Below are 23,630 nucleotides of genomic sequence, written 5' to 3' on the forward strand. Positions count from 1 at the left end.
GAACAGGTAGAAGCCTTGCCAAATATCAGGCTGTTAGCTGTGTTGTACTGATACTGCGATATTTTGAACGGCACTGGGTGAAGGAAGGGTGAATGTGAGTCTCGATGAATGCACAATGAGCCGTGTTTTTTATTGTGACGCATTTTGTTACACGGTGTTTTTGACAATGCTACGGGGTGAGGTTATTCTTTAACCACTTTCTTCTAGGAGTTTACGCCGTCATGAACAATTAAGCCTGTCATCCATCTTTCTTCATTTCTTGGATTTACAGGGTTAATGGGCGTAGCTTGTCTGTTTTCTTATCTATTTACCGAATTTGCATTGTTACAAACCCTGACTTAAGTCTGGGTTTGGTATCATGCACCTGGTTCATGCTGCGACTTTGCCCCTGATTATCAGGAGGCTAACAATGCCATATTTATTTGCTCAGAACATCACCTATCAATTTCCCAATGGCGAGGTGTTATTCTCGAACCTCACGTTTTCGATGAAACACGCCAGGGTAGGAGTGGTAGGACAAAACGGCGCGGGGAAATCTCTTCTTGGCAGTTTGTTGAGCGGAGATGTATCTCCCACAAAAGGCAGTATTCAGCGAGAAGTGCCGGTTACTATTTTTAAGCAACAGTCATCTCTGCTGCTTTGCGATACTGTTTCAGTGGCAGCGTTTTTAGGCGAACAGACCATTATTGAAGCCATCGCGCATATCGAGGCTGGTGACGTTAAACAGCATTGGTTTGACATAGTGAATGAACAGTGGGATTTACCAGCCCGGCTTGCACAGACCTTGGAACAATTAGGTTTGCCCGCAGATCCTACCTTTCCCTGTTCAAAACTCAGTGGCGGTCAGCTGGCAAAACTTCAACTGTGGCATTTGTTCGAACAGAGCTGCGGGCTGTTAATTCTCGACGAACCTTCTAATCACTTGGACAGGGATGCAAAGCAGTGGTTAATAGAACAGATGGATGAATACGACGGGCCCATATTACTCATCAGTCACGACAGGGCGCTGCTAAGAGAAGTGGAAGAAACATGGGAGCTGTCGCCCCTGGGTTTACGCGTGTATGGTGGAAATTACGACCATTATAGCGAGCAAAAAAAAGCGGAATCTGAAGCGTTGGAGCGAAAGCTCAACACACTGCATAAACAGCGCAGAAAACTGGCTGACACAGCGAATAAGAATCGTGAAAAAGCGGCACAACGAAATGCTCAGGGGACGCGACTGAGGAAGTCAGGTAGTCAGCCTAAGGTATTGCTTGATAGTAAGAAAGACCGCGCTACGGCCGGGCTTGCAAGTCGCGTTAAAAACGAACAGCAACGAGACAGCCTTCTGCGTGATAAACAGCAGGCGCTTTCGGCTGAGCAGACAATGAGGAATGAACTGAAATTTACTATGCAAGCTTTTACATTGCGGGCGCAACATGCGATTGCTGTTATTGATGGCGAGCTTTGTTTTGGCGGCATGAGGGGATTGTCTCTTAGGATATGTAGTGGCGACAAAGTCCACCTGACTGGTAAAAATGGCAGCGGTAAATCCACTCTGCTAAAAACTCTGGCTGGTGATTTCACTTTACGTAGCGGCCATTTGCAGCTCAGTAAGCCAGTCTATTACTTAGATCAACATTTTGCTGTCATTGACAGAGCATCATCCATGCTAGACAACTTGTTGTTGAAGTGTGCGGGCATGGGAGAAAGCGAGGCAAGAACCCTGTTGGCAGGTATCGGCTTTCGCAAAGATGAGGTATTCCGGCAAAGCCAGACCTTAAGCGGCGGTGAAAAAATGAAACTGGCAATGCTGATTGTCAGCAATCAGTCAACACAGCCGTTTCTATTGCTGGATGAACCCGACAATCACCTCGATCTCAATGCGAAATGTATTTTGGCCAGCGCACTAAAAACCTATAAAGGCGGTTTTATGCTGGTGAGTCACGATGCCGATTTTGCAGAGGATACTGGCGTGACAACCTGTATCGACTTGTCATGAAACGGGGAACACCATGGGCAACGTCAATTGCCCATGGCGTCTATACGGCAATGACAGAGAGAATTTTACCAACGAGCAGACCGCCGCCGGTACCCACAATATATCCCAATAATGCCATGAGAACGCCTACTGGAATGAGTGCCCGGGAATACGCTGCTGCCAAAATAGGCGCAGAGGCAACCCCGCCAATATTGGCCAGCGAGGCAATGCCGCAAGTAAACAGATCCAATTTACTTATTTTGGCGATAACGAGCATGAGCAGGCCGTGAATAAGTAAGATCACAAAGCCGGTAATAATGTAAACGGGCGCTGCTGTCAATTCAGCAAAATTGGCTCGCGACGCGATGAGTGCAACAATGAGGTAAAGCATAATGGTGGAGAGTTCCGATGCGCCATACAAACGTTTTATCGGCGTGAGAGCTGCTGCAACTCCTAAAATGGTCACCAGGGTAACTGTCCACGCTGTGGCGGTAAAGAACGCGCCACTTGGCAAGGTGGCAGCGAGGGTCTGACACAAGGTGGAAACCACAAACGACAAGGCCAGCAAAAATAGCATGCTGCTTGTTTCATCCAAAGATGAAGTTTGCTTTGCTTGTTTTTCCAATTCTGCACCCACTTTCTCAAGCAAACCGGCATCTGCGCCTGTCCATTGATTGAACCGGCTCGCGTAGGGAACCAATGCAAGCAACAGCATTACCCACAGACTGTAGTCAATGGAATCAATAAGCAGGGTATAGCCCATACTGGCATCGGACACATCGAGGGCAAGTTGCACGGCGACCATGTTTCCGGTTCCGCCCATCCAACTGCCAGACAGAGCGGCTAGTGTTTTCCAGGCGTCAGGTAGCAACCACGATTGAAAAAGCGTGAAGGCCACCGTGAATGCAATGCCGATACTCACAGACGCCGCCAGAAATGCCAATAGCAGTTTTCCACCCAATTTTCTGATTTGTCGAAGATCGGCTGTCAGTAGCATTAGAAATATCATGGCGGGTAACACATTGCTTTTTACCGCAGAGTAGGTCGTATTGATGGCGTCTGTGTTTTGCCATACGCCAATACTCGATAAAACCATTACGAGAAAATACAGAGCTACGATAGCGGGTAAGTAGGTAAAGATCCGCCACTGTGTTTTTGCTTCTAAGAGACGCAAGGTACCAGCAACAATTAACAACAGAGAAATATAAGCAAAGGCAGTGGTGATCATAACAGGGTTACTTGATAATTGGTGGCACAGACATTACCGGCCTGCATTCAGTTTGTAAATATTTGATAGGTAATAATCATGCGTGGCGGAATAAATTATTACTTAAGGGTGCGAACAACACAGTGCGTTGTGAACGGTAATTGCGGTGATGCCAGGCCGTTGAGCAGCAAGTTTTTGTTCTGTCGTGAACAGAACAAAATTAGATAGCTCGAAGGGTTTAAACACAACAATGGGCCCTGATGATTGAATTTGTAGTAGTACGTGGGACCTTGTTATTGCGTTTAACGCTGCTCATACACAATGACGAGATCAGCGGGTATTGTCGCAGAAGCGGAAACGTACGTAATAGTATTCTTGTGTTGTCGCACGTATTGGAGAGCCTCGTTTTGCGATGCAAAGGTTGTGGGAGGGGTATCGCGGCCACTGAATCGCATTTGCGCCCAATATGCCTGTATTCTCGATTCAGTTAAGCCCACGATTTTCGTATTAAATACGGTTCTAAGTGTATTGGACGGTGCGAGTCCTATGGGTTCCAACGTGATATCGCCGTTGTTGCCCATAAACAAATCCCTAATCTGCCATTTTTCTAAGGTCAGGGTCTGGTTATCGGTATTTGCAACCACGACGAGGGTGTCATTTTGTGCAGCCGACATAACAAAAAAGCTTGTTGATATGAGCAGGAGGGCAGTAAAGGTTCTCAAAATAGCCACTCCAGGGCTACTTGCGATAGAAACGCCTGCCGATTGAACTTATCATCGTTGATCTGTGAGTAAAATGAATTCTGGCCAGGTTCTCCCTTGAGCCATGTGATTTCCGCTTTGGCCGAGAGGTTGTATCGGAAATTCCACCGCGCTCCAAGGGAAAGCGAGTTGAGATCGTACAGCGGTAGATTGCTTGTGATCTCATCATAGGCAAAAGACAAACTGTTGAGCTGTGGGTTGGTTCCCTTTGGAATATGGTTTTCAGGAATATCGTTTCTGCTGGTTGACGACGCAAAGGTGGCGAAAAGCTGGTAATCGTTGATGTTACGTCCTAACGTAATATAGAAGGCATTTACTTCGGGAACACTAATCAAATCAGATTGAATATTAATGACTTCGGCATACGCGAAGTAGTCCAAAGCATCGTACTGCAAACTTGCCTGATAAGCAGTCGCATCAGAGTCAAAACGAAACAGTGCGGCGTTGTCGTTGTAGCCGTAGCCATCCAGCAGATCTGCAAATTCGTCAAATCCAGGAATATCAGCATAGAAATCAGACGATACAATTGCCGAAACTCGGGCACTTAGACGGCCCTTTTGTGCACTAAAAATTATTCCCTTTATTTCGTCTACTTCAATATTGGTTTCTTCCCCGGCCCGGTCAAAGGTACCATCGTAAGATCCGTAATAGGCTTCGACGGAAAAATGTGCCTGGTTGTATTGAAAGCGATATGTGGCAGTACCACCGAGATAATTGGAAAAGAGGAAGCCACCGTAAACCGGTTCCGGCGCGGTTATCCAGGGATAAGCAAAGCCTACGTCAATAACATCACTATAGAGAAAGAATGGCGTTCTTAATTTACCGAGTTTGAAAGTCCAAGCCGCTGTGGGATCGTAAGTTAAATACAGCCATTCCACGCCAGAATCTCTGTCTTCACTGCTGTGCGCCAACAGTTGCATTGACAGGCTCAGGTTGTCCGTAACCGCGAGATCGCCTTGCGCGGCCAAAAGGGATTGCTCGGATATGCTGAACCGCTCATCATAACCTTCGAATTCGGCTTTGTCAGTGTCAATAACACCACCCACCACACGGGCAAAACCACTGATTTCTAAGTTATCTGCAAATGCCCGTGCGTTGGGGGTTGCGGTAACGACCCCCCCTAACAGCAATGTGATCCATTTCACCGACATGGATGTTCTTCTCTTCAAGGCCATACGGAACAATGATCTGAAGTATAGATATTGGACTGACACTTTGCCTCCCCACTTTAGGATGATATTTCTGTTTATGGGATGTGTTTGTTATTTTTCGCACATTACCTTTTTTATTTGTTTTGCAGATTACTGACAGCGGGTACGAACAAAGCCTGGCTTATCGTCATTCAATTGGAGTTGTGTTAGTGGGGGTTGTTGATTATTCTCCCGGTAGTTTGTCTTTATTGAATAGCCGTGATGGAAGAAGAGTTTCAACAAGCCCAGGCATTGTATGACACCCTGGTAGAATTTGCCGTAACCTATAGTTTCCAAATTGTAGGTGCATTTTTCATTTTTTTTGTCGGTTGGTGGCTGGCTGCAAAAATGGGGGATGTGGTCGAGAATGTGATGGTAAAACGAAATATCGACATCACGTTAAGTCGTTTTACTGGCGGTGCTTGCAAAATACTCATTCTCGGGTTGGTTATCATTATTGCGCTGGGCAATATCGGTATCAGTGTTACGCCTTTTATTGCAGCCATTGGTGCGGTGGGCATCGGTGCTGGCCTAGCCATTCAGGGCATGTTGGCGAACTATGCTGCAGGGTTTACAATTATCATTACCCGGCCCTTTGTGGTTGGTGACACCATACGGGTGCGCGGTGTGGCAGGGGTGGTTGACAAAGTCATGTTGCCTTATACCATCCTAATCGACGAAGACAACGTACATATCCAAATTCCTAACAAGCTGATTGTCGGTGAAATACTGCATAACTCAGCGGAACGAATGCTGATTGAGTTAGACGTCGGTGTGGCGTATTCCAGTGACGTAGACGAGGTTACAGCGCTCATTCGCTCTGCGATTGAAACTGTTGATGGGGTGTCTGATGAAAAAGCGCCAGCAGTAGGTGTAGACAGTTTTGGTGATAGTAGCATTAACTTCGGCGTGCGAGTGTGGGCGCAGACCACCCGGCATTTCGAAATCCGCTATGCATTAAATAAAGCTATTTTTGAAGCGCTTAAGCAGGCAGACATCGAAATACCGTTCCCGCAGCGGGAAGTAAAAATGCTATAGCAGGTAGCCTCAGCCTTAGTAGGCATTGGGGAAATGTACTTTATCCTGGGCGCTGGCAGATTCATTGCACTCGCCCAACAGGTGGAATCGCGTATCGGACTGATGCGTATCTACTTCCATGTACCCTGTTGTGCAATAGCCGGTTTCGGCTAGCTTATCATCCAGTGCATCGAGCAGGGCTTCGTAAACTTTGTCTGAATTATCGGCTTCCCGTTTGTTCGGCATGCCGCTTCCCATGTCACCCCTGTTGCGGTTTCCTTTTTTCTCTCGGCCCTGCCCTGAAGACTTATGGCTTCTATTTTTACCGGGAAGGGGAATGCTGATTGAGAATACCTTACTGCTGTCGGATTCAATTTTCGTGTCAAAAAATATGTCTTTTGGAGCAACAGGGGGGGAATGAGCACAGCCTGCAAGGGTTAGGGCGATGGCACTGGCAATTGATAAATGTTTCATTTAAAGGTCCGTATCTGTCGTTACTTCAACTTCAGAAGCCTGCGTGAACAAATAGTTTCCCCCATCTTTGTAAGTTTTGCGTAAAGCATCCGGGAGAGAGGTATTCAGTGAATACGAATGAATGCAGTAACGAAATAAAATTCACTTGAGGTTTATCTGGTACGACCTGTGTGTTATAGGTAAGCTAAATACGGGTTAAAATTTACAACAAGATATCTTTTGTGAGGAAAAATAGTCATGGCAGTAATTGAGTTGAGTGCCCAAGGGCAGGTTGCAGTGCTTACCATGTGCAACGGTGAAAACCGGCACAATCCTGTGTTTGCTTCTCAGATGCTGGCGCGGTTGGCTGACGTACAGGCAAACGAAGAATTCAAAGCACTTATCATAACGTCAGACGATGAGAAAAACTGGAGCCAGGGCATTGACGTAGAATGGCTCATGCCAGCGATGCAACAACACAATTTTGATGAAATCAAGGCCTTCATGTACGACATGGATGAAGTGTTCAAAACTCTGCTGTTGTTCCCGATTCCGGTGATCGCAGCAATAAACGGACATGCATTTGGCAATGGCGCCATATTATCCTGTGCTTGCGATTTTCGGTTCATGCGTTCCGACCGGGGCTTTTTCTGTTTCCCCGAAGTGGACCTTTCTATTCCTTTTTTACCTGGCATGATTGCCTTTGTGAGAAAGGCGATTCCCCAGTATCGCTTAAATGAAATGAAACTAACCGGACGCCGGGTAAGTGGGGCTGAATTGGCTGCAGATCACGTTGTCGAAGGAGCATATGAAGGCAACGAAGCGCTTCAGGCTAAAGCTCTGGCATTCGCCGCAGGATTTGACAAAAAACGGGCCATTTTTGCTGAGCATAAAAAGCGTATGCACAGAGAAATTATTAACGTCATCGATACTCAGAACAAGCCGTTGATTGACGCTGTAAAATTGATGGTGTAGTGAATTTTTGGTTGGAACGGGAGTTTAAATAATGAGTGCAACCTTCGATTTTTCTAATAAACACGTATTTGTCGTGGGGGGAACCAGTGGCATAAATCTCGGTGTTGCTGCCGGCTTCGCGCGTTGGGGAGCAAAAGTTGCTGTTGCGTCAAGGAAACAGGAAAAAGTAGATGCCGCTGTCGCGTATTTGCAGTCGCTCGGCGCAGATGCGTTTGGCACTGTGTTTGATGTACGCCATGCCGAGGAGGTGGAAGCGGGATTTGCAAAAGTCAGTGCATTTTTTGACGCAGAGATAGACGTACTGATTTCTGGTGCGGCCGGTAATTTTCCTGCTCGGGTAAACCAGATGTCTGCGAATGCAATTCGGTCGGTACTGGAAATCGACTTGCTTGGCACCTTTCACGTTATGAAAGCCAGTCATGGTTATCTCAAGAAGCCCGGTGCAAGTGTAATCAATATTTCTGCGCCTCAAGCCTTTTTACCAATGAGCCATCAGGCCCACGTGTGCTCAGCGAAAGCTGGTGTAGACATGGTTACCCGTACGCTGGCCATTGAATGGGGGAAAGACGGCATACGGGTGAACTCTATCGTTCCCGGCCCTATTGAAGGTACGGAAGGTATGGATCGACTGGCCCCAACTGCCGAGATGAAAGAAGGGGTTCGCCGTTCTGTGCCACTTGGTCGCCAGGGAACGGTTGACGATATCGCGAATGCAGCGGCAATGTTAAGTGCACCACAATCAAGTTATATTTCCGGCGCTATCTTGCCGGTAGATGGTGGCTGGAGTCAGGGCGGTGCCACGTCAATAATGGCCAATTTGTCGTCTATGCTGGATAAAATGAGTTAATAGGCAGAGCGGGTTGGCTTTGTTTCCCAATCCGCGGCTGGTTCCCTCGGTGTCAATGGTGGGGCTATGCGTTTAAATGGTGTAGGATTTTGCAATCCTTAACCTGTTTGTTAGAGCACGATTGCACGAGGACCTGTAAAGAGTCGGCGAGTAGCGCCAATTCTTTTTGTGTCTGTTGTATTTTTTGTAACTGTGCCTGAATAATGTTGTCTACTTCAGCGCACGAAGCCGTGGGCTGTTTTCGAATGCCTACGATGCGTTTTATATTCTTCACGCTAATGTTGAGTTCCCGGCACCGGCGTATGAATATCACCGTATTAACATCGTCTTGAGTATATACACGGTAACCGTTTTTATCCCGAGCGGGCAAGGGTAATAGGGCGATCTGTTCGTAATACCTGATGGTTTTAACGGAAACCTTAGACGCTTTCGCAAGTTCACTTATTCTCATATTGACCTTACAGTAACTGGAACCTTTAGAATTGATTCTACCATCTTTTTGTTTGTGATTTTATGCCTAACCTTGTTTATCCCCTTACATTAACCGTGAGTTTTTCCCTTTTATTTGTGTTGTCTCCAAAAGTAGTGGCGGATCAGACTTCTCACCCACCCTTGTCTGAAAATAGCGCCCATGATGAGCATGTAAAACACGAACACGAACACGAACACGAACACGAACACGAACACGAACACGTTGAACGCGTCGTTGTGCAGGCCACGCGAACAGGCAGAATCGCCGACGAGGAACCGGTTCGGGTGGAAGTTATCAACCGCGAGGAGATCCAGGAAAAAGCTGCCATGCGGCCAGGAAACATATCAATGTTAGTCGCAGAAACGGGTGGTGTGCGCGTGCAAACAACCTCTCCGGCGCTTGGTAGCGCAAATATAAGACTGCAAGGGTTGTATGGTCGTTATACACAGTTGCTGGCAGATGGTTTACCTCTTTATGGCAATCAAGCTGCTTCCATTGGCCTGCTTCAGATCCCTCCTACTGACTTGGGCCGTGTAGAAATTATAAAAGGGTCTGCCTCTTCTTTATACGGCGGCTCTGCTTTGGGCGGTGTGATTAATTTGGTATCAAGGCGGCCCGGAGAGGAAGCAAAAGGGGAGACGGTGTTCAATGCTACAAGTCGCGATGGGCAAGATCTTACTACGTATGCGGAAATGCCGTTTACGCAGACTACGCGCGGTTCTATGACAGCAGGGGCGCACCATCAAAAACAGGAAGATGTTGATGGCGACGGCTGGGCTGATTTGGCTGGTTATGAACGTTATACAGTCAGGCCGCGTTTATTTTGGGAAGGTGAATCAGGTAGCCAGGTATATTTCACCGGCGGGTACATGAATGAGCATCGACAAGGCGGCACAATGCCTGGAGAAGTGCTTTCAGATGGCTTGCCTTTTGTGCAAGAGCAACATTCATCTCGCATCGACAGTGGATTGACGATTTCCGTACCGGTTGGTGATGTGCTTACGTTTTCCACCCGTGCTTCGGCAATGAAGCAACAGCATACCCATGTGTTTGGTACAGAGGAAGAGCGGGATGAGCACGAAAGCTATTTGTTCGAGTCAAGCCTTTCTGGCTATACGGACAACAGCAACTGGGTGGCTGGGCTGGCATACCTGTCTGAGGTATTTACGTCGGAAGATTTTCCGCGCTTCGACTACCGCTATGAGGTACCTGGGGTTTTCGCACAAATTGACTATCAGCTAAGTTCAGCGCTAACTACATCTTTCAGTGGCCGTATTGACGAACACAATGAGTATGGAACGCAGTTTAGCCCGCGGGTATCGCTGCTCTATCGCTATGATGACTTTACGCTGAGAAGCTCATATGGGCAGGGATATTTCGCTCCTACGCCGTTTGTTGAAGAAATTGAAGCCGCAGGGCTGTCTCGTCTTAATCCGGTATTCGCTTTAGATGAGGAACGGGCAGAAACCGCTTCCATCGATTTGACCTATCGGTTTGACAGTGTGGAGACGAGTGTGACCTTGTTTGGATCAAATGTGAAAAACGTTACTCAACTTGAAGCTTACTCTGTTGATGGCAGCAACCAATTAAATGGTGTCCGATTGTTCAACGCTGACGGCGAAACCCAAATTCGTGGCTCGGAACTTTTGCTAAGGTACAACTGGCGAGACGTTAAGGTTACTGGTAGCTATTTGTACCTCGACACCGCATCGGCCGACGAATCTGGATCATTACCTATTGCACTTACCCCTCAACACTCGGCTGGACTTGTTGCTATGTGGGAAAAGCACGGAGAATTTCGAGTCGGTTTTGAAGCCTACTATACTGGTACACAGCGGGTAGAGAACAATCCGTACACTTCGCAAACCAAACCATACTGGCACCTTGGATTAATGGGGGAAATCACCAGAGGGCCCGTGAGTTGGTTTGTAAATCTGGAAAATTTACTGGACGTTAAGCAAACAGATACCCACCCGCTGTTACTTCCTGAGCGCGCGCCAAGCGGCCAATGGACTACGGATATCTGGTCGAGAAATGACGGCTTTATTGTCAATGGGGGCGTTCGGCTAAGTTGGTGAGATTGAAATCGCAGGTAAAACCGACTGTAAGTACAGTAGGATTTTCTGCTGCGTGGCGTATTGTTGGTCTTGATTCATGTTGAATCAATCATTAATTAAGGAGAAATTGAGATGAAGGATTTATCGACGTCTGAAATACAGCAGGTCAACGGTGGTATCTGGGGGCATATTGCTATTGGTATCGCTGTGGCTGATGCGGGCTACGATTTTATCAAAGGTTATATGGAACATCGGAAAAGACCATAGGGAGACGTTGCGATGAAGCAATTAACAAAAAGTGAAATCGAGCAAGTGCAGGGGGCAGGCTTGTTCTACGATTTAGGGCGTTTTTTTGCTCACGTTGGGAATGCAAACGACCGGATTCGTGAGCAATATGGCAATACCAACAAAAACCACTGGTACCGGTATTAGTGAGTAAGGCTACGTAAGTAGCCTTTTCTATATGAGGATAAACAAGATGTTAGGGAAACATTTGGTAATAGGCTTTCAGTTGGCTGCGGGAGTATTTTTTGCCCAGGCTATTTATCATCTTTTTGTCGGAAGTGAACGTGTGTTGTTTAATGACGATTTACAGACAGGTTTGCTCTTTTTAATATTGAGCTATTTGCAAAAGCTGTGGTTTGGTCGTGAGTCAGTATCGGGTCGGGCTAAATGACTTATCCTAAGTCTGCCTCTTCGCCATTCCATGGGCATTACCAGGAAATGGTGACGCGGTTTGCATAAACCGCCGCACTCTTCTTGATGGTTGTTGTATTTTTGTACATTTTTGATTGCAGGTTATGGTTTCGCGTAAGGCTAGCCACATCTTTTCTATCCTATTCACCCAGGGTTGATACCGGCTGATAACCGAGGAAAGCACTGCTCATCCCTGTCAATCAAAGATATTCTGTTTAAGCTCAGTGAAGTTCCCAGTAGTGTGTGGTGATCGTTCTAATCGCAGAACGCATACTGCGTCCGTTTTTTATAGGATGCTCTGCAGTCTGGGGTGGTTATTTAGCGGTTTGGTGTATGCCAAAGTCGATGACAAAACGCCCGGTGAATGTGGGCGAATCCTAATCATCACATTGCTCGTTAAGCCATTGCGCTATTGAAGGGAAATGATCTTCCACAGCACGAGGATGGGTGAGCATGTTTATGTGGTCGTAGTCAAACAGGTTGCCATTTTTCCTGCTCAGCACGGTAAAACGGGCTGAAGAGCCGACTGATTCAGCTATAAAATCGCGAACATCCCTGGGATGTCCAAGGGCGTAATCGTTAGCTGCGGCTATATGCCATGTTACGGGCCAGTTAGTTTCTTTTGCAGCTTGCGCATAATTAAACTGATCTTTGGGGTCTACCCATGGGTTAAGTTCCACCCATTTCATCCCTTGGCAAAGGGAACCGTAAGTTTCGTCATCTGCGCCAATTTTCATTTTTGCACCAGGTAGAAACCCCTTTCGACGGGCGACTTTGGGGCACAACCATTTCCATACAAAGTCAACTTTGAACCACTTTTCTGGGTTCTGTACCCGTACACTGCGTTTTGTACCAAAGCAAATTTTACTGCGAATGTTTTTCGACAATTCAGGAAAACGAACTAATGCCGATGCGAGCAACACGCCTCCCCAAGAGTGAGCGATTGCATGCACGGGTTGTCGGGTGTGCTCAAAAACATAGTTGAGAAAAAGCGGAATGTCCCGCGTGATTTGATCGTATTGGTCGTGGTTGTGATCTTCTGAAATGGGTGGAACGCTTTTCCCTCTGCCGCGCATATCTGCCACATATACGTTGTAGCCCTGAGCTGCCAGAAAGCAGGCGAGCCCCTTGCCGCTTTCAGTATAAAAAATTCGTCCGTTTTCAATGACTCCGTGGAGCATTAGCACTGGCGGGCCATTTTCATTTATGCGAATGTGACGTAAATGCAGCTGATGATGGCCATCATCGATAAATATGCTGTCCTGCCTTAGTGTGTTGCCGTACATCAGTTTCTCCCAAAAGCGTGCTCGTTGTGAAGCATGACACTTAGTCCGCTGTATTTCAACTGGACAAACCAGTCGGGGCTTTGAATGGCCTGAGGGCAGGATAAATAACTTGCCCACCTATGGGCTTTTCGGTAACGTCTGCTAAAACTCGCGTGCTGTTTTTCGTGCACTAAACGGATTGCCCGAAAGTAAGAGATCATAAGGACACAACAATGGATTATTCACAGTTTTCACTGGAAGAACTAAAACAAGCAAGGGCAACATTGGACGAAGCGGCGTATCCGGAACGGGTTAATACTCTTGATAAGCTGATTGCTGAAGCCGAGCAACAACATCAGAGCCTCGATGTAGAAACGCTGGTTGCAGAATCGGGCAGAAGCGTACCGGTAAAATTTCACGGCAACACACGGGAGTTTTTTTCTATTTGGATAGTTAACCTTCTGCTTACCATTGTTACACTGGGTGTGTATTCTGCATGGGCAAAAGTTAGAACCAATCGCTATTTTTACGGTAACACCGAAATCGACGGGCATCGCTTTTCTTATTTGGCTGAGCCGATGCAAATACTCATTGGACGAGCCGTTGCCGTGACTTTGTTCGCAGCGTATTTCATTTTAAGTTCGTTATATCCTCTGGCGGGCGGCATACTCGCTTTAGTGTTGGTGGTATTAACACCTTTTTTTGTGGTAATGAGCTACCGCTTTAAAATGAGAATGACCGCATACCGCAATGTGCGATTTCGTTTTGAAGGGAGTTATGGCCGCGCATTCGTGATATTTGTGTTGTTGCCTTTTGCCAGTGTATTCACGCTTTACACAATCTTACCCATAGTACTGAAGAAGATTGATGAATTTATTCTTTCTGAGACTGGCTTTGGCGACAGAAAATTTAAGCCTCAACTGAGTACTGCAGAGTATTTTGGCACGGGTATCAGCGCCGTTGCTATTGGGTTGGGTATTTTCTTCGCCGGGGGCATTGTGATAGCCATTTTGGTCGCGTTGGTCGCTGAGAACAAAGAAGCAGTGAGTGCGGTAATGATGCTGGTTTTTGGCATGTACCTCATAGCGTTCGCTGTGTCATCCGGATTTTACACGGCGCGTATTCGCAACCATATATTCGCCGTTACCGAGCTTTCAGGTGTGGCGCGTTTCGAATCACAGGTGGAAGTGAAAGAGTTAATTTGGCTGCGAATGTCCAATGTGCTGGCGATCGTCGTTTCCCTGGGATTTGCCATTCCCTGGGTAAAGATTAGAACTGCGAATTTTTATGCTGGAGCTACCTACGTCACCATAAGTAACGGGATCGAGGATGTCGTAGACACAAACACTGATACCCAGGGCGCGCTAGGTGACGAAGCTGCTACCTTATTTGACGTTGATATTGCACTGGGGTAAGAGAACGTGGAAGGGCAGCTTTTCCAACCCGGCTCGGCCCAGCAGTGTACGGTGACGTGTGCTCTTCGCGATGGCACACTGGTTGTCGATGACGGTGAAGCACAACGTATCTACAGGCGAAACGAAGTTACAGTTCAATCGAAACTCGGGAATTTGCCACGGGAAATAACCCTCGGCAATGGTATGCTGCTTGTTCTCCCAGGTACGCTGTCGTTGGATAAATGGCTAGATGGTAATAAAGGCGGCCGCCTTTCGTTTCTGGAGAGCAATCGACGGGTAATAGTCGGGAGTTTTGTTGTTGTCCCTCTCTTGCTTTACCTTGTGTTTGGCAAACTCATCCCTGCAATGGCTCTGCATTTTGCCGCTTTTGTTCCTATGAACGCAAAGGTTGTGGCTTCGGAACAAACGCTCACAGCCCTTGATTACAGTGCGTTGTCACCCAGCGAACTTTCCGCTGAAACTCGCCAATCAATAAGCCAAGGGTTTAAAGACGTTCTCAGAGATATTCGTACTCAACACCAGCATTTCACCGTGCTGTTTCGCCACTCCGATATCATGGGCCCAAACGCCTTTGCGTTACCCGATGGCACTATTGTATTTACCGACCAACTCGTTGAGCTCGTAAGTCAAAATCAGGCGTTACTGGACGCGATATTTTTGCACGAAATTGGCCATGTAGAGCACAATCACTCTATGCAACTAGTTGCAGAATCACTGTTTGCCACGGTGGGGTTTAGTCTCTTGTTTGGCGATGTTTCCGGAGCGGTAGAAGCCTTTTTTGGCGTAGGTTCCAGTGTTGTGCACAATAAATTTTCTCAGGCCCATGAATGGGAAGCTGATAATTTTGCCTTGACTACGCTGAAGGAAAGCCACCGCGACCCCGCAGCCTTTAAACAGGCTATGGAGAAATTAGCAACCCTGATGTCAGGCTCTACTGGCGAGGAAATGTCGTGGTTTCAATCTCATCCGCTTATCCAACAACGTATTGAAAACGCCGAGGGCTACAGCAGTACTAACGATGACAACAATACGGACTGACTGCGAATTATCGCAAGTCGCCGCTGTTTGTCTTACGCTGAATCAACCGCCCTTGTTTTATTGCTTGTTGAGCACAATGCTATTTACAAAGTCACAACCTAATGAGGCATCTATGTCAGAACAGGAAAAGTATACGCCGCCTGAAGTGTGGTCTCAGGCAGAAGATGATGGCAACAAGTGGGCCAGTATTAACCGGCCGGTGTCCGGAGCAACCCATGAGAAAGACAGACCGATAGGAAAACACGGTCTTCAACTGTATTCTCTGGCTACGCCAAACGGGCAAAAAGTGACCATTATGCTGGAGGAATTATTGGCGCTAGGTGTGGAAGAGGCTCAATACGATGCTTGGCTCATCAACATTGGTGAAGGGGATCAGTTCTCCTCAGGATTTGTGGAGGTAAATCCTAATTCTAAAATTCCAGCTTTGGTGGATACCACCACTACGCCGGAAACAAAACTATTTGAATCAGGAGCCATTCTTCGTTACCTCGCTGACAAGTTCGGGGTGCTTATTCCCGATGCCCATGAAGCAAAAGCAGCGTGTTACAACTGGCTATTCTGGCAAGTGGGATCGGCGCCATATATCGGTGGTGGTTTCGGCCACTTCTACAGTTATGCACCTTATCCCATGTCGTATCCGATTAACCGTTTTACTATGGAGACAAAACGTCAGTTGGACGTGTTAGATAAGCACCTGGGCAGTCATGCCTATATGGCAGGCGATCAATACAGTATTGCAGACATCGCAATATGGCCTTGGTATGGCAACCTCGTGTTGGGCAATCTGTATGATGCTGCGACGTTTTTACAGGTACACGAGTATACCCACTTACTTGCGTGGGCAAAGCGGATAGAAGCCCGCCCGGCAGTAAAACGGGGACGAATTGTAAATCGTACCTGGGGTGAAGATGGGCAGGTTGCTAACCGTCATAGCGGCAAAGATATTGACGACGCGTTGGCGGCAGTAAAGTCGTAAACGGCCCTTGTCACCGGTTGCCCGCCGGTGACGTCTCGCTCAGTACAGCCATTGCTGTGGTTTCGTTGGTGATCAGCCCGTTTATTAGTGTCGAACGCAGAGCGCCAACAATTGCGTTGCGTTTATTGAGCCCCGATGCAATGCCTACAACCGGTTTGTCGGGGGATGGTGTCAGTACACTGCTGGTTACTCTGCGATTTACATCACAATCCAGTATGTTGCCGTTGATATCGTATACCCAGCTAATGATCTCTCCTGCTGCACCGCCTTGCGCCAATGTATCCATATTGTCGTCATCAATGAAACCATCTACGTGCAACGGTGAAGAGAGGCCTAAATTGCCAATGCCCACAAACAGGGCGTCAGCGCGCTGGGCAAGCTGTTGAATACGCTTCACGTGAGATTGTTGCTGTAGTTGGTTTTTTTCCTTCTCCGATGCAGCGATCACGGGAAGAGGCATGGGATAATGCTGACCCTTAATTCTGTCGGCAATATGCACGGCAACATCGTAACGGGTCGCCGCGCCATCACTGTCTATATTTCCCACCAGAGACACGATTTTGTGCTGAGGGCACTGCATCAGCGCTAATTCATTGGCGCAATGTCTAAGCACCCTTCCTGTGCCAAAGGCAATTGTTTTACTCGTCTCTGATTTCAGTTCTCGCTCAATGGCAGCGGCTCCTGCTTCTCCGAGACCAAGGGTGGAGTTAGGATCTTCATCCACAGCCGGAACGACCTCACAATAACGCAGGCCGAATCGGTGTTTAATGCGCTCTGCCAATTCCATACAACGAGCAATAGGGTGTTCGAGTCTGACCTTTATCAGTCCTTCAGACATGGCCAGTGCCACCATGCGCTGAGCACTTTGTCTGGAAGTATTTAGCATTTTTGCAATCTCATCCTGGGTTTTGCCGGCTACGTAATACAGCCATCCAGCGCGAGCTGCTTCGTCAATGCGATTTTTTTCTGTTTGTAGTTTTTTACTCATAGTAAGTCCGAATTTGAGTTGTGGTCAAAAAGCTCGGCGTAGCGTTCTTTGAACATTGTCCAACTGACAATGACACTGTCTTGTGGATCGGTAGGGGTATTAAAATGACTGCCGCCAACAAAACGCAATGCCCGCATGTTTGCCCCCTTCGCTGCTTGCATTCCTGCCTCGGAGTCTTCAATTACCAAACAACGTTCCGCACTGACGCCCATGGATTTTGCAGCAAAGAGGAAAAGATCAGGGGCAGGTTTACCACGATCCACCATTGAACGAGTAAAACGATTGTTAATAAAAAATGGGGCGAGGCCCGTGCAGGCTAATGCTAGTTCGGTTCGTTCTGGCGAACTGCTGGTCGCTAAACAGAAGGGCACCTTCAATGACGTTAAAACATTGTGAACTCCATCGGTGGGGCGTAATGCCGATGAAAAAGCGTCTGCGAGAGATTGATTGAAGTGAGACAGGTCTGATTCGCTCAGGGCAATAGCAAAATCAGCTTTCACTGAAGCTACAACGTGAGCCATGCTTTTGCCGAGAAACTGTTTAGTGAAATAGTCTCTTGTTATTGTGACATTGTGCTCACTAAGGAGTTGTTGCCAAACGCCCATCGACAGCACTTCACTGTCTATCAACACGCCGTCACAATCAAAAATCACCAGTTCAATGGGGACTGTCATAGGTTATAACCCGTTTTCCACTTTGTCTCTGATATTACGTACATTTATTGCCAGTTTCTATTAAAACGGGCATTGGTTAACAAAAATCAAAGAAGAAGCGAGCTGTATAAAATTTGTGATGTTGTTGCTTATCTTTGTTTACAAATTTTTGAAGTTGTGCAATTATTCGCGAGGTGAGCAATTATTCATTAACGGGGCGTATGCTCTCTGTTGGGGTTGTTCGCAGGAATTGACCATTGAGAGGCCGTTCTGTTTAAGCCAGAGAGCAGCACGTTGCGTAAGGCGCTATAAGATCGCAAGGTGCACCTATTGAGTGAGAAGCCAATGAAAGAAACGTCAGGACAAGTGGATATATCGGGGATAAGTGATGAGCAACTGCCGGTTGCCAAACATCAGTTAAAAGGGTGGAAACACTTCGCCGGCTTGTACGCGGGTGAACACGTTGCGGCGACAGAGTTTGTGTTTGGCGCCACGTTTGTAGCTCTGGGGGCGACCATGTCAGATATACTCATCGGTTTACTGGTGGGGAATCTGTTAGCGGTACTGAGTTGGACCCTTATCACAACACCCATTGCCGTGGAAACGCGCTTGAGTCTGTATACCTACTTGCAAAAAATTGCCGGCGACTCCATGACCAAGCTGTATAATTGGGCCAACGTAATCATTTTTACCGTTATATCGGCGGCAATGATTACTGTCTCGGCTACAGCGGTAAGATTTGCGCTGGACATACCCGCACAATTGAACTGGTATCCAACTAATGCTGCGTTTGTGGGTGTAGTAGTCGCTGTGGGCGTAATTGTTGTTGTCGTGGCTATGTATGGCTTCAATGCGGTATCTGATTTCTCCCGTATCTGTGCGCCGTGGTTATTTACTATGTTTATTAGTGGGCCTTTGGTGCTCATGCCGGTATTAGCCAATGCTGTTATTGGCGACACGTTTGTATCAAGCTGGCAATCCTTCATGGAAATTGGCAGTACGTCGGTGTGGACTGGGCTAACTCAACATGGCGAGCCGGGTATTGGACTGATGGAAGTAATAGGCTTTTCCTGGGCAGCCAACACCATTACCCATTTTGGCTTGATCGATATGGCATTGCTGCGTTATGCCAAGCGTAAACGCTATGGTTTGTGTACTTCTGCAGGTATGCTTTTTGGTCATTATATCGCTTGGATTTCAGCGGGGATCATGGGAGCTGGGACCGCAGTAATTGTGCAAAAATCTATTGTTCAACTCGATCCAGGTGATGTTGCTTTCCATGCATTAGGTCTGTCCGGTTTGGTGATTGTGATTGTCGCAGGTTGGACAACCGCCAATGCCAATTTATATCGCGCAGGCCTCGCTGCTCAAGCTGTGTTTAAAGATAAGTCCCGCAACACTACTACCGCCGTCGTGGGGGCTGTAACGGTTTGTATAGCATGTTTCCCATTCGTGTTTACCAAGCTATTGCCTCTGTTGACTTATGCCGGTTTATCAGTGGTTCCCGTAGGCGCCATTGTGTTTGCAGAACACGTGATTTTTCCAAAAATCGGTTATACCCGCTATTGGGCACATTATAAGCAATTGAGACACAGTACACCGGCCGTTGCCAGCTGGGGTCTGGGGCTGGTCTTCGGGTTTGGACTCAACGCTCTTGATGTGATCTCATTTTACTATCTGTTCATTCCCACGTGGTTCTTTACCATTGCAGTGTATACCGTACTCGCTGCCAAATACGGTGCGAAACAAACGTTTGAAGAAGAAAAAGCAAAAAGCGAGGCATTCGACAATAAAGTTAAAGCTTTCCAGCGTGCCCAAGCTGCGAGTTTACCGCCTCACCAGGAAGACAGGTCAGCGATATCCGGAGCCCTGCGGGTAGTCTCATGGGGCAGCCTGGCTGTAACCGTACTTCTTGCGGGCAATACTTTTTTAATGAGTCCTGATATTGCCGTGTATGAAACGAATCGCGAACAGTTTTTTGACGTCGGGTTCGCCTGCACACTTATTTACTTTATTTCTGCTTACTGGGCCATGCGTCGCCAGAAAGCGCTCGTTGTATAAGGGTTTATTTATGCAAACTTTAAAATGCGTGCCACTGGGGCGTGCCCAACTCCAGCAGTTACCAACTCACGTTTCTGCACCCGGCTATGATATTGATGAGGTCTCCACAGGTATTGTTCACATCGGTGTAGGCGGTTTTCACCGCTCCCATGAAGCTATGTACGTGAATCACTACATGGCGAAGACCGGTGACCTACGCTGGGGGATCTGCGGTGTGGGACTGAGAGAAAACGATCGCCTGATGAAGTCGGCCCTTGAAGGGCAGGATTATCTCTATACGCTGGTGGAAAAGCATGCCAACGGTAAGGTTAAAGCAAATGTCATTGGCGCATTGAGAGATTTTCTTATTGCACAAGACAACCCGGCTCTCGTTATTGACAGAATGGCTGATGAGAAAACCAAAATCGTTTCACTTACCATTACTGAAGGCGGCTATAACATTGACCCGTCCTCAGGCAACTTTGTTGTTGATAACCCGGATATAGTAAAAGATATTGCCCGACCGAAGTCACCCACGACTGTTTTTGGTTTTCTCGCGGCTGCGCTGAAAAAGCGTCGGGAAGCAGGTATAAAGCCGTTCACGGTGATGTCCTGTGACAATATTCAGCACAATGGCGATATGGCAAAGAAAATGCTGTTGTCTTTCATTCGCCTTAGCGATGTGGTGTTGGCAGAATGGGTTGAACAGCACGTTGACTTTCCTAATTCCATGGTTGACCGCATTACGCCTGCAACCACAGATGCAGACAGAGACATAGTCGCTGAACTCGGGTTGACGGATAATTGGCCGGTGGTGTGTGAGCCGTTTCATCAGTGGATAATCGAAGACAAGTTTTCCAACGTCAGACCTGATTGGGCGAGTGTGGGAGCACAATTTGTCACAGATGTGGCCCCCTACGAAAAATTAAAATTGCGTATGCTCAATGCAGGGCATTCAGTGCTCGGATTAGTTGGAGCATTGGCAGGATTTGACAGTATTCACTCGGCAATGGATGGCAGGGGCATGCGGGAATTGCTGTCTGTATTTATGACCAAAGAAGTTGTACCGCAACTGGACGCGGTAAAGGGCATTGATGTTTTAGCGTATCGCGATGAATTGCTGAGCCGCTTTTCTAATCCGTTTATTAAGGATTCCCTGGCCAGGATTTGCTCTCAAAGTAGTGCTAAAATTCCTGTGTTTTTATTGCCAACGGTGTTTGACAATTTGAATAATGAGGGGGCCGTTAGTGTTGCGGCGCTGACCCTAGCCTGCTGGTGCTACTACTCAGACAAGCAGATGTCGCAAAGCAAAAAGGCCCTGCAAATAGACGACGTCCTGGCGGATGAGCTTCATCAGGCAGCCTCGGACGGTGCAGCTGATCCAACGATGTTCTTAGCGCTTAAAACGGTATTTGGTGATTTGGCAGCCCATAAGTCATTTACCGAAGAATATGTCAAATTTACCCAGGATTTGTACAGCGAAGTGCCAGTGCTGGACATTGTTGAGCGTTTGCTCAACGCAGAGACACAGCGCACCCTGGTGATGGTTTAAATCGTTGCGTTGGGCCGGTAGTGCTTGCTGCCGGTATTCTCCTGCGCAATATTCCCCGTCCGGTGTTTTATCCATCTCTTAGCATCTCTTAGGCCATGTGTCATTGAGAATGCTAAGACTGCCAAGTCTTTCCCTTAATGTGGACCAAGGTGTCAGTTCTCGCCCATTCCTCTGTCAGCGTTTCTGTGTAACTATGGGAAATTCGTCCATCTGCATTATTACTTTTACCCAATAGAGGCATTGATACTGGCCATGAGAAATGTAATTAGGTTATTCCTCGTCACTATCGTTCTTTGTAGTTCTTTCGTCGCCAGCGCAAGAGATTTTAACAGTATTACGGTGCCTTCAACTCCTGTTAACGCCATGCCAGTCATGATTCAAGGTCCGATGCCTATTGAAGCCGAGTATTTCGCTTCATTGCTCAGCAATGTAAAAACAGAAGCAACTGGCAATGCAGTTTTCTATTCTGGTACTTTGAAAGGTTACCCGGTTGTCGTTGTAAAAACAGGCAAGGGGCTGGAGAATACCGCTGCAGCGACGGCAGTGGGTATCGAGCGTTATAAACCGGCGGTTATCATTAATCAGGGCACTTCTGGCGGTCACGATCCTACACTCAAAGTAGGAGACATCGTATTGGGTGAAAGAAGCGTAAACGCCGCCAATTTCAAAACGCCTCACCGGGCAGCCGGAGAGGGGAGCGAGCCCCTGAACTGGTTGCCCATGGATATCATGGCGTCTGAAGGTAGTGCAGGGGAAGGCGAAGCCGCCAAAGATGCCGAAAAGGTGCGTTATTATAGCGGTGATCCTGCGCTGATTGATATGGCGTTGTCGATAAAGTCAGCCCATCAGCGCGGCAAGGTGGTAAAAGGCGTGATCGGCAGTGGGAACTTTTGGAACAATGAAATAGATCGCATTAGCTGGCTTCACGAAAATTTACAAACCAGTGTGGAAGAAATGGAAACGGCTTCGGCGGCGCAAATCGCCCATGCCTACGGTGTGCCTTTTCTCGGTGTGCGAATTTTGTCGAATAACATCACTAATCTCGGTGAATATGACCCAAGTACGGCTAAAGACTGTCAGCAGTTTGTCAGGCTCTTGGTGGAAAAATACATCGATACACAGTCGTTTGTCCCACACTAAATACGTTTGACCGGCGCGGGCTTCTCTCGAACGACGTGCACGGGTATATTTACAGCATTAATGATAATAAGTATCATTTACTGACTTCTTCTCACATCGGAACTGATTATGACTTTTATCTCTCGAAAACATCGCAATCTAGCTGTCGCGCTTGCCATCTCAACAGGGTTGTTTAGTGGACATACACTTGCCAATGGTGTCATAACCGAACAGGTGAATAACCTGCACGCGCACCTGGATGAATATAACGAAGAAGTGCATTGGTTAACAGGCAAGTTTGGTGCTGTTGTGGATACCTACGAAAAACAGGGCAAAGCCGATACAAATGTGATGATTGAGTATTGGGAAGAAGTTGATTTTCACTCTGCCATTGAAACCCAGTACGTGCCGGTTTATGCATCGATCTGGCAAGGCATTTACGGCGTGAAACAAGCCATTGACAAAGGCGCGAAAATTGATGTTGTGCGCAAGGAGCAAATGAAACTCAATCAGGCCTTGTGGCAAGGGCTTGGGGCCGTTAAACTTGCGTCCCAATATCAGAAAAAAGGCCTCATTGCCAAAGTGAAAACCACCGAGGTTGAACCTACAACTGGCCCGGAAGTGGTTGAAGATATTAAAAAACGCCTGGATCGGGTAGTGGCTAAATACGCAGAGCAACTCTCTGAAGTCGCCACAACACTCGTGCACGATACTTACCTGCAACGGTTTGAAGGTATTGAAGGCGCGTTAATCGAGCAAAACGCCGCACTGGTTGAAGATCTGGAAAAAGATTTCAACGTGACCTTGCCTCAGGCCATCAGTGCAGATAAGGGCGTAGATACCGTACGTGAGGTCGTTGAAGCCATGCAGGTGAAGCTGGATAAAGCCAGCCAACTGCTGGCTGAAGCAGAGAAGCGCCGCAAGAGCGTCTTCTAAGGAATATGAAGTA

The 23,630-nt window shown here is 47.4% G+C and carries 23 protein-coding genes; 15 read left to right on the forward strand and 8 right to left on the reverse strand.

The features are described from left to right. The first annotated feature begins 409 nt into the window (after positions 1-409). Positions 410-1,981, forward strand: a complete 1,572-nt coding sequence (locus KO518_RS07550) for an ATP-binding cassette domain-containing protein (RefSeq protein ID WP_216025207.1) — start codon at positions 410-412, stop codon at positions 1,979-1,981. Positions 1,982-2,021: 40 nt separating this feature from the next. Here the strand turns inward: KO518_RS07550 and KO518_RS07555 are convergent, their stop codons facing one another. The 3 genes from KO518_RS07555 to KO518_RS07565 form a co-directional block, all read right to left on the reverse strand. Continuing rightward, positions 2,022-3,188 (reverse strand): DUF819 domain-containing protein, encoded by a 1,167-nt coding sequence (locus KO518_RS07555; RefSeq protein WP_216025208.1) that lies wholly within the window; start codon positions 3,186-3,188, stop codon positions 2,022-2,024. A gap of 281 nt (positions 3,189-3,469) precedes the next feature. Beyond that, positions 3,470-3,841 carry a hypothetical protein gene (locus KO518_RS07560; RefSeq protein ID WP_216025209.1) on the reverse strand — a complete coding sequence of 124 codons (372 nt, stop codon included), beginning with the start codon at positions 3,839-3,841 and terminating at the stop codon, positions 3,470-3,472. 44 nt (positions 3,842-3,885) lie between these two features. Then, a complete protein-coding gene (locus KO518_RS07565; RefSeq protein WP_216025210.1) occupies positions 3,886-5,079 on the reverse strand; it encodes a hypothetical protein in 1,194 nt (397 codons plus the stop codon). Positions 5,080-5,340: 261 nt separating this feature from the next. Here KO518_RS07565 and KO518_RS07570 point away from each other — a divergent pair, with 261 nt between their 5' ends. Further along, a complete protein-coding gene (locus KO518_RS07570; protein ID WP_216025211.1) occupies positions 5,341-6,156 on the forward strand; it encodes a mechanosensitive ion channel family protein in 816 nt (271 codons plus the stop codon). A gap of 15 nt (positions 6,157-6,171) precedes the next feature. Here KO518_RS07570 and KO518_RS07575 read toward each other — a convergent pair whose 3' ends face one another. Then, positions 6,172-6,609 carry a hypothetical protein gene (locus KO518_RS07575; RefSeq protein ID WP_216025212.1) on the reverse strand — a complete coding sequence of 146 codons (438 nt, stop codon included), beginning with the start codon at positions 6,607-6,609 and terminating at the stop codon, positions 6,172-6,174. 237 nt (positions 6,610-6,846) lie between these two features. On the opposite strand from KO518_RS07575, the gene KO518_RS07580 reads away from it, so the two are divergent. Both KO518_RS07580 and KO518_RS07585 read left to right on the forward strand, forming a co-directional pair. Continuing rightward, a complete protein-coding gene (locus KO518_RS07580; protein ID WP_216025213.1) occupies positions 6,847-7,563 on the forward strand; it encodes an enoyl-CoA hydratase/isomerase family protein in 717 nt (238 codons plus the stop codon). Positions 7,564-7,591: 28 nt separating this feature from the next. Next, positions 7,592-8,410, forward strand: a complete 819-nt coding sequence (locus tag KO518_RS07585) for an SDR family oxidoreductase (protein ID WP_216025485.1) — start codon at positions 7,592-7,594, stop codon at positions 8,408-8,410. A 64-nt stretch (positions 8,411-8,474) separates the two neighbouring features. Here the strand turns inward: KO518_RS07585 and KO518_RS07590 are convergent, their stop codons facing one another. Continuing rightward, positions 8,475-8,861 (reverse strand): MerR family transcriptional regulator, encoded by a 387-nt coding sequence (locus KO518_RS07590; protein WP_216025214.1) that lies wholly within the window; start codon positions 8,859-8,861, stop codon positions 8,475-8,477. A gap of 62 nt (positions 8,862-8,923) precedes the next feature. On the opposite strand from KO518_RS07590, the gene KO518_RS07595 reads away from it, so the two are divergent. From KO518_RS07595 to KO518_RS07610, 4 genes are all read left to right on the forward strand, one after another. Then, positions 8,924-10,960, forward strand: coding sequence for a TonB-dependent siderophore receptor (locus tag KO518_RS07595; RefSeq protein ID WP_216025215.1), 2,037 nt, complete (start codon positions 8,924-8,926; stop codon positions 10,958-10,960). Positions 10,961-11,071: 111 nt separating this feature from the next. Continuing rightward, positions 11,072-11,206, forward strand: coding sequence for a class IIb bacteriocin, lactobin A/cerein 7B family (locus KO518_RS07600; protein WP_216025216.1), 135 nt, complete (start codon positions 11,072-11,074; stop codon positions 11,204-11,206). 12 nt (positions 11,207-11,218) lie between these two features. Then, the gene (locus KO518_RS07605; RefSeq protein ID WP_216025217.1) at positions 11,219-11,371 is read left to right on the forward strand and encodes a hypothetical protein; all 153 of its coding nucleotides are present in this window, start codon (positions 11,219-11,221) and stop codon (positions 11,369-11,371) included. A gap of 46 nt (positions 11,372-11,417) precedes the next feature. Then, positions 11,418-11,615 (forward strand): hypothetical protein, encoded by a 198-nt coding sequence (locus KO518_RS07610; protein ID WP_216025218.1) that lies wholly within the window; start codon positions 11,418-11,420, stop codon positions 11,613-11,615. Positions 11,616-12,012: 397 nt separating this feature from the next. Here KO518_RS07610 and KO518_RS07615 read toward each other — a convergent pair whose 3' ends face one another. Further along, positions 12,013-12,921, reverse strand: a complete 909-nt coding sequence (locus tag KO518_RS07615) for an alpha/beta fold hydrolase (RefSeq protein WP_216025219.1) — start codon at positions 12,919-12,921, stop codon at positions 12,013-12,015. A 212-nt stretch (positions 12,922-13,133) separates the two neighbouring features. Here KO518_RS07615 and KO518_RS07620 point away from each other — a divergent pair, with 212 nt between their 5' ends. From KO518_RS07620 to yghU, 3 genes are all read left to right on the forward strand, one after another. Continuing rightward, positions 13,134-14,315 carry a YjgN family protein gene (locus KO518_RS07620; RefSeq protein ID WP_216025220.1) on the forward strand — a complete coding sequence of 394 codons (1,182 nt, stop codon included), beginning with the start codon at positions 13,134-13,136 and terminating at the stop codon, positions 14,313-14,315. Between the two features lie 6 nt (positions 14,316-14,321). After that, a complete protein-coding gene (locus KO518_RS20210; protein WP_216025221.1) occupies positions 14,322-15,353 on the forward strand; it encodes a M48 family metallopeptidase in 1,032 nt (343 codons plus the stop codon). Positions 15,354-15,465: 112 nt separating this feature from the next. Further along, positions 15,466-16,329: a glutathione-dependent disulfide-bond oxidoreductase gene (gene yghU / locus KO518_RS07630; RefSeq protein WP_216025222.1), complete on the forward strand. Its 864-nt coding sequence runs from the start codon at positions 15,466-15,468 to the stop codon at positions 16,327-16,329. A gap of 10 nt (positions 16,330-16,339) precedes the next feature. Here the strand turns inward: yghU and KO518_RS07635 are convergent, their stop codons facing one another. Together KO518_RS07635 and KO518_RS07640 are read right to left on the reverse strand one after the other, a co-directional pair. After that, positions 16,340-17,317 carry a sugar-binding transcriptional regulator gene (locus KO518_RS07635; RefSeq protein ID WP_216025223.1) on the reverse strand — a complete coding sequence of 326 codons (978 nt, stop codon included), beginning with the start codon at positions 17,315-17,317 and terminating at the stop codon, positions 16,340-16,342. Beyond that, positions 17,314-17,991 (reverse strand): HAD family phosphatase, encoded by a 678-nt coding sequence (locus KO518_RS07640; RefSeq protein ID WP_216025224.1) that lies wholly within the window; start codon positions 17,989-17,991, stop codon positions 17,314-17,316. Before KO518_RS07640 ends, KO518_RS07635 begins: the two co-directional genes overlap by 4 nt. A gap of 324 nt (positions 17,992-18,315) precedes the next feature. On the opposite strand from KO518_RS07640, the gene KO518_RS07645 reads away from it, so the two are divergent. From KO518_RS07645 to KO518_RS07660, 4 genes are all read left to right on the forward strand, one after another. Next, positions 18,316-20,031 carry a cytosine permease gene (locus KO518_RS07645; RefSeq protein WP_216025225.1) on the forward strand — a complete coding sequence of 572 codons (1,716 nt, stop codon included), beginning with the start codon at positions 18,316-18,318 and terminating at the stop codon, positions 20,029-20,031. A 10-nt stretch (positions 20,032-20,041) separates the two neighbouring features. Next, positions 20,042-21,562 carry a mannitol dehydrogenase family protein gene (locus tag KO518_RS07650; RefSeq protein WP_216025226.1) on the forward strand — a complete coding sequence of 507 codons (1,521 nt, stop codon included), beginning with the start codon at positions 20,042-20,044 and terminating at the stop codon, positions 21,560-21,562. 252 nt (positions 21,563-21,814) lie between these two features. Beyond that, on the forward strand, positions 21,815-22,702 hold the full coding sequence (locus tag KO518_RS07655; protein WP_216025227.1) for a 5'-methylthioadenosine/S-adenosylhomocysteine nucleosidase: 888 nt from the start codon (positions 21,815-21,817) through the stop codon (positions 22,700-22,702). A 108-nt stretch (positions 22,703-22,810) separates the two neighbouring features. Beyond that, positions 22,811-23,617 carry a hypothetical protein gene (locus KO518_RS07660; RefSeq protein WP_216025228.1) on the forward strand — a complete coding sequence of 269 codons (807 nt, stop codon included), beginning with the start codon at positions 22,811-22,813 and terminating at the stop codon, positions 23,615-23,617. The last annotated feature ends 13 nt before the right edge of the window (positions 23,618-23,630 follow it).

Source organism: Aestuariibacter sp. A3R04 (genome assembly GCF_018860805.1).
Classification (GTDB): Bacteria; Pseudomonadota; Gammaproteobacteria; order Enterobacterales; family Alteromonadaceae; genus Alteromonas.

What these genes read in the sequence shown, in the direction of transcription:
- KO518_RS07640 (WP_216025224.1), bottom strand. Translation starts at nt 17,991, where the DNA reads ATGACAGTCCCCATTGAACTGGTGATTTTTGATTGTGACGGCGTGTTG.
- KO518_RS07655 (WP_216025227.1), top strand. Translation starts at nt 21,815, where the DNA reads ATGAGAAATGTAATTAGGTTATTCCTCGTCACTATCGTTCTTTGTAGT.
- KO518_RS07600 (WP_216025216.1), top strand. Translation starts at nt 11,072, where the DNA reads ATGAAGGATTTATCGACGTCTGAAATACAGCAGGTCAACGGTGGTATC.
- KO518_RS07575 (WP_216025212.1), bottom strand. Translation starts at nt 6,609, where the DNA reads ATGAAACATTTATCAATTGCCAGTGCCATCGCCCTAACCCTTGCAGGC.
- KO518_RS07605 (WP_216025217.1), top strand. Translation starts at nt 11,219, where the DNA reads ATGAAGCAATTAACAAAAAGTGAAATCGAGCAAGTGCAGGGGGCAGGC.
- yghU (WP_216025222.1), top strand. Translation starts at nt 15,466, where the DNA reads ATGTCAGAACAGGAAAAGTATACGCCGCCTGAAGTGTGGTCTCAGGCA.
- KO518_RS07635 (WP_216025223.1), bottom strand. Translation starts at nt 17,317, where the DNA reads ATGAGTAAAAAACTACAAACAGAAAAAAATCGCATTGACGAAGCAGCT.
- KO518_RS07620 (WP_216025220.1), top strand. Translation starts at nt 13,134, where the DNA reads ATGGATTATTCACAGTTTTCACTGGAAGAACTAAAACAAGCAAGGGCA.
- KO518_RS07615 (WP_216025219.1), bottom strand. Translation starts at nt 12,921, where the DNA reads ATGTACGGCAACACACTAAGGCAGGACAGCATATTTATCGATGATGGC.
- KO518_RS07650 (WP_216025226.1), top strand. Translation starts at nt 20,042, where the DNA reads ATGCAAACTTTAAAATGCGTGCCACTGGGGCGTGCCCAACTCCAGCAG.
- KO518_RS07555 (WP_216025208.1), bottom strand. Translation starts at nt 3,188, where the DNA reads ATGATCACCACTGCCTTTGCTTATATTTCTCTGTTGTTAATTGTTGCT.
- KO518_RS07645 (WP_216025225.1), top strand. Translation starts at nt 18,316, where the DNA reads ATGAAAGAAACGTCAGGACAAGTGGATATATCGGGGATAAGTGATGAG.
- KO518_RS07595 (WP_216025215.1), top strand. Translation starts at nt 8,924, where the DNA reads ATGCCTAACCTTGTTTATCCCCTTACATTAACCGTGAGTTTTTCCCTT.
- KO518_RS07660 (WP_216025228.1), top strand. Translation starts at nt 22,811, where the DNA reads ATGACTTTTATCTCTCGAAAACATCGCAATCTAGCTGTCGCGCTTGCC.
- KO518_RS07580 (WP_216025213.1), top strand. Translation starts at nt 6,847, where the DNA reads ATGGCAGTAATTGAGTTGAGTGCCCAAGGGCAGGTTGCAGTGCTTACC.
- KO518_RS07610 (WP_216025218.1), top strand. Translation starts at nt 11,418, where the DNA reads ATGTTAGGGAAACATTTGGTAATAGGCTTTCAGTTGGCTGCGGGAGTA.
- KO518_RS07570 (WP_216025211.1), top strand. Translation starts at nt 5,341, where the DNA reads ATGGAAGAAGAGTTTCAACAAGCCCAGGCATTGTATGACACCCTGGTA.
- KO518_RS07590 (WP_216025214.1), bottom strand. Translation starts at nt 8,861, where the DNA reads ATGAGAATAAGTGAACTTGCGAAAGCGTCTAAGGTTTCCGTTAAAACC.
- KO518_RS07550 (WP_216025207.1), top strand. Translation starts at nt 410, where the DNA reads ATGCCATATTTATTTGCTCAGAACATCACCTATCAATTTCCCAATGGC.
- KO518_RS07560 (WP_216025209.1), bottom strand. Translation starts at nt 3,841, where the DNA reads ATGTCGGCTGCACAAAATGACACCCTCGTCGTGGTTGCAAATACCGAT.
- KO518_RS07565 (WP_216025210.1), bottom strand. Translation starts at nt 5,079, where the DNA reads ATGTCGGTGAAATGGATCACATTGCTGTTAGGGGGGGTCGTTACCGCA.